The following is a 1,341-nucleotide window of genomic DNA, read 5'->3' as shown; positions in this document are numbered from 1 at the left end:
GTTCCCCTTCACGTGGTCTACGTCAAGTTGCCCTATCGCGCAGCAGACGGCGCGATTCAGGGGGTGCTGACGGTATTGACCGATGTCAGTGCCCTCAAGGCCGCCGAAAACAAGGTGCGGGAAGTGGAGGGCAGGCTGCGGGACATCACCGACAGCATGCCGGGTCTGGTCTATCAATATCTCTGGCAAGGGGCCGGCAAGGGGAAATTCCTCTATCTGTCCCAAGGGGCCAGCGACATTCTCGGGATGACCCACCAAGAGTTGATGGCAGCCGAGTCTGGCGGCGTGATCCTCGGCTTGAACGATGAGGCTATGGCAACCTTTATCGATAAGGTGGCCAAACATGCGCAAACCCTTGAGCCGCTCGATATGGAGGTGCTGATGCCCTCTGCTCAGGGGGCGCGCTATATCCAGATCCGCGGCAACTTTGTGACGCAACAGGGCAATGATCGCCTGCTCAACGGCGTGGTGCAGGACATCACCGCCATCAAGCAACAGGAGCATGAGCTGCGCGAGGCGCGCGCCGCGGCCGAACTGGCGATGCAGGCGCGCAGCCGCTTTTTGGCCACCATGAGTCATGAGCTGAGAACGCCCATCTCGGGCATGCACGGCATGCTGGAGCTGCTGCGCATGAGCGAGCTCAATGATGACCAGCGCTATCTGCTGCGCAATGTGGAGAGCTCGGCCAACCACCTGCTCTATCTGGTCAACGATATCCTCGACTTTTCCAAAATCGAGGCGGGTCAGCTGCACCTCAATCGCCAATCCTGCCGTCTGCAACCCGTGGTGTGCGATGTGATCCGCGGCCATGCCGCACTGGCCTACAACAAGGGGCTGAAGGTCACGCTCCAGTGGGAGGATCAACTCCCCGACCTGGCCGATATCGATCCGGTCAGAGTGGGCCAGGTGGTCTCCAATCTGCTCAACAATGCGGTGAAGTTCACCGAGCAGGGCGCCATTTCGATCCAGGTCAGCTGTCACGACCAGCAGCTGGTTATCGCGGTGACGGATACCGGCATCGGCATCGCCGAAGAGAAGCAAGCGCTGCTCTTTACCCCGTTCGAGCAGGTGGAATCCGATATCAATCGCCGCTTTGGTGGCACCGGTCTGGGCCTTGCCATCTGTGATCAGCTGGTGAAGAAGATGGGCGGTACCCTGACGGTCAAGAGCCAGCTCGGTGAAGGGGCCAGTTTCCGCTTCAGCATCCCGCTGCTCAATGGCCTGTGGGAACCACCCGCACTGGCGGGCAGCGAATGGTGGTGGCTGGGTAGCGATGCCACCTTGCAGGCCACCATGGTGCGGCTCGGCGCCCGGTTGAGCCCCCTCGACATCCACCAGCTC

1 protein-coding gene is annotated in these 1,341 nt (G+C 60.9%); it reads left to right on the top strand.

All coding sequences use genetic code 11. The annotated features are described in order from the left end of the window. On the top strand, nt 1-1,341 hold a 1,341-nt coding region (locus tag AACS18_RS10820), incomplete at both ends, for a PAS domain-containing sensor histidine kinase (protein ID WP_146184883.1).

It is taken from the genome of Aeromonas sp. HMWF015 (assembly GCF_963878965.1).
Classification (GTDB): Bacteria; Pseudomonadota; Gammaproteobacteria; order Enterobacterales; family Aeromonadaceae; genus Aeromonas; species Aeromonas veronii.
The sequence above is the reverse complement of the archived record's forward strand: the minus strand, read 5'-3'. Positions and strand labels throughout refer to the sequence as shown.